This is a genomic window from Candidatus Cloacimonadota bacterium (assembly GCA_011372345.1).
Classification (GTDB): domain Bacteria; phylum Cloacimonadota; class Cloacimonadia; order Cloacimonadales; family TCS61; genus DRTC01.
The window spans coordinates 1-3,754 of the sequence record DRTC01000579.1 but is presented as its reverse complement, the minus strand read 5'-3'; the positions used below and the strand labels follow the sequence as shown (position 1 = coordinate 3,754).

Here is a 3,754-nt window from a genome sequence, read left to right as displayed (position 1 = left end):
GCTCCACAGCCTTCGGCGTGTCGCATTCCAACCATTAGCAACAATTAGTCCTTTAAAAAAATAAAGAATGAAAAAGTATATCAAATTTTTGTAAGCTGTTAATTTATATTTCAGTTATTATTTCAAGGCATTCGTTCTTATATCCATTTTATCCTTTTTCTTTTGCTATTTTCCTTTTTTATTGACACTAACAAACCAAAAAAAAAATTCAAAGAAAGAGGAAAAAAGATGAATATGAAAGCAGATTTTCAGAAAAAATTAACCGATTTAATTACTCAATGCAAAAATCCCAAACTTTCTGAAAGAGAAAGAACAGAATATGCCGAAAAAGCGATGAAAATCGCAATAAAAAATAATAACAAAAAAGCAGAAGTTGAAATTAATAAGATTATCGGCATAATGTATTTCAACAACGGAAATCTTAAAAAATCAAGAATCTATCTGAACAGAGTTCTGGATATTGCCATTGCTTCGGAAGATCAAATCGAAATCGCAAAAGCGAAAAGGAATCTCGGTTCATTGCTGATGGAACAACATCATTTTGACGATTCACTGCAATACTATTTTTCCGCAAAGGAAATTTATAAATCTGTAAATCTAACAGAAGATATAGTTGATATCAACAGACTTATCGGAATGATCTACTACTGGAAAAGTGAGTATCAAAAAGCCCTGAAAATATATAAAGATTGTCTGGAAAATCTGGATAAAAGAAATTTACTTTATGCAAATATTCTGGTTCAAATGGGAAGTATTTTCACAAAAACTGGTGATTTCCCAAAAGCATTAAAATATATGTTGGAATCAGTTGCATTAAGGGAAAAATATCATCAGGGAATCGGTCTGGAAAATGTTTTTATCAATATCGGAGAAACTTATAAAAGTATGAACAAAATCGCGGATGCACACGGATTTTTCCTCAAAGCACTGGAACTTTACAAAAAAGGTGAAAATAAAACAGGAATTTCCAAATCTTTGAATAATCTCGGAACAACTTCCTATAGAATGAATAATAAAGAACAGGCTCTGAAGTATTATCATTCTTCTTTGAAATTGTCGGAAGAATTGAAGGATAATTTCACCTCCGCGGCAATTTTAAATAATCTGGCAATTGTTTATTCCGATGCAAACGAGCATTCAAAGGCAATTTCAAATTATGAGAATGCTCTCAAAATAAAGAGAAATTACGGTCATAAAAGTGATGTGGTTACAATTCTGATGAATATTGCTCAGGAATATAAGATTCTTGAAGATTACGAAAAATCGCAAGCTCTGCTGACAGAAGCTCTGAAATTGGCGGAAGAATCGCAAATGAAAACAAAAATCTTTATGATTCAAAAGATTATCTCTGAAATTTATGAAAAACAAAAAAATTATAAAAATGCTCTGATAAAATTTAAAAAATATGCTGAGATAAAAGAAGAAACTTATAATGAAGAAAATATGAGAAAAATAGCGGAAATGCAGACAAAATATGAAACTGAGCAGAAAGAGAAAGAGGCGGAGATTTTAAGAAAAAAAAATAAGGAATTGGAAACAAAAAATAAATTAATCGAAAAACAAAAAGAAGAATTGCAGGATGCTTTGGATAAACTTCACCATAGCGAAATAAAATATAAATTTGTCTCAAGCGAACTTAATAAACAAATAGGATCAACATTAATCGGAGAAAGTGAAATCATAAAGAAAATTATTAATTTGATTTCAATCGTTGCCAAATCGGATACTACGAATGTGTTAATTTCGGGTGAAAGTGGCACAGGTAAGGAAATAGTTGCTCATAATATTCACAAATTCAGCAAAAGAAGTAAAAAAAATTTCTATTCCGTCAATTCCGCCGCAATTCCCGATGCATTATTTGAAAGTCAATTTTTCGGTTATGAAAAAAATTCCTTTACCGGAGCCGCTTCCACCAGAATCGGCTGGTTTGAGATTGCCGATAAAAGCACGCTGTTTCTTGATGAGATCGGCACAATGTCCATTCGGCAGCAGGCAAAACTTCTGCGTGTTCTGGAAGAACACAAAATCCTGCGCATTGGTTCTTTAAAGGAAATTCCGGTCGATGTTCGCATCATCTGTGCAACCAATATCAATCTGCTGCAAAAGGTAAACGAACATTCTTTCAGAGATGACCTTTATCATCGTCTGTCTTCATTCGTGATCCACATTCCGCCGCTTCGGGAAAGGAAGGAAGATATTCCGCTGTTGGTCAGACATTTCGTTAAAATGTTCACAAAAACCCTGAATAAGAAAATTTCCAGAATCGATGATAAAGTGCATCTTGAATTAATGAATTATGATTTCCCAGGAAATGTGAGAGAACTGCGAAATTTGGTCGAACGAGCGGTTTTAATTTCAGATTCATCTACTCTGAAACCGGAACATTTCGTCATACCGAAAGCAAATGCGGATTGTGAAAAATTCGATGATATTATTCCGCTGGAAGAAATGGAAAAAAAACTGGTTCTAAAAGCATTGAAAGCAAGCGGATTCAACCAACGAAAAGCAGCCGAACTGCTGAATGTTAATCGCAAGGTTATCGAAAGAAGAATCAAAAAATACGGATTAAAGCCGAACTCGAATTGAAACCGGTTTATAGTTGAGAACAATCGAAGAAAGAGAAAGATTCTCGCTTCATAAAACTGGACGAAATCGTCCCAAAATTTCAGAATAAAAATGCCATTTAATTTAATGAGAAATACCTTCTAATCACTCATTATAAGACACTTTAAATCAATTTTCTAATTTTACGCATTTCAAAAAAAGTAACAAAATGAGATAATTTCAGGTCAATTTCGTCCTGAATATAAAAAACCCACAACTTTTATAAATAAAAGGAAATACGGAAGTATTCAACAGATTTTAGAATTTTTGCGGGACGATTTCGACCCATTTTACATCATTTTCCCAGATAAATTTTCATTAACATCACAAAGCACTCTGTAACTTATTGTAAACAAAAGAGTTGAAGCCTCTGGCACTGATTATGCTATAATTATAGTGAATTACGAGAACTATTCGTTCATTCATTCCGGATTTACGAATATTTCAAAAAGAGGATTAATGAAAGTTCTGCTCTATAATTTGAAAAATGCAATTATCGGTATTATAGATTCTCTCAATAAACTTGATGATATCAGTATCCATTTTGCTGTTTCCGAAAATGATGTATTCAGCATCAGTAAGAAGATCAAACCGGACATTATTCTGATTGGGAACAATAAAAAAATTATTCCGAAATTGCTTGCTCACAATCCGGACATACAATTATTTCAGGTCGGAGATGAATCCGGTAAATATAACAACGATATTGAATTAATGCATCCTGTATCAGGAAAACACATTTCATTAAATAAATTAATTGGTGTAAAACGATGAAAAACATAAGAGAAATCAATTTATCAAAATAAGAAAAAAATCGGAGGAAATTATGAAAAAAGTATTCTGTTTTTTTATGTTGGTTGTTTCCGCTGTATTATTGAATGCAGAAAAACCGCAATATCTAACGACTCCTGAAACGGATTTAACAACTGAAACCAGACATTTAACAGCATCCGAACTTGCAGCTTTAAGCAGTAGAGACGATTTGAGACATCCGGGAATAATCGAGTGGAATGATGATTATGAATTTTATCAAAATGGTATGATGCAAAAAACAATTGCGCTGGATGAAACAACCTTAATTAGCATTTTCATTGATGAAGATACTAACTATACAATGCTGAGAGGTGCTACAATCGATGGTTCTGAGATT

Annotated in this window: 3 protein-coding genes; all 3 read left to right on the top strand. The window is 32.7% G+C overall.

Annotated features, from left to right (window positions below; translation table 11 throughout):
* Window positions 1-228 precede the first annotated feature (228 nt).
* Window positions 229-2,586 (top strand): tetratricopeptide repeat protein, encoded by a 2,358-nt coding sequence (locus ENL20_11130; protein ID HHE39104.1) that lies wholly within the window; start codon window positions 229-231, stop codon window positions 2,584-2,586.
* 477 nt (window positions 2,587-3,063) lie between these two features.
* Complete coding sequence (locus tag ENL20_11125; protein HHE39103.1) at window positions 3,064-3,378, top strand: hypothetical protein; 315 nt, start codon at window positions 3,064-3,066, stop codon at window positions 3,376-3,378.
* A gap of 52 nt (window positions 3,379-3,430) precedes the next feature.
* Window positions 3,431-3,754 (top strand): hypothetical protein (locus ENL20_11120; protein ID HHE39102.1); only part of this gene is annotated, 324 nt, incomplete at its 3' end.

Bases quoted from the DNA above. Each gene is read 5' to 3' on its own strand.
- ENL20_11125 (HHE39103.1), top strand. From the start codon at position 3,064: ATGAAAGTTCTGCTCTATAATTTGAAAAATGCAATTATCGGTATTATA.
- ENL20_11130 (HHE39104.1), top strand. From the start codon at position 229: ATGAATATGAAAGCAGATTTTCAGAAAAAATTAACCGATTTAATTACT.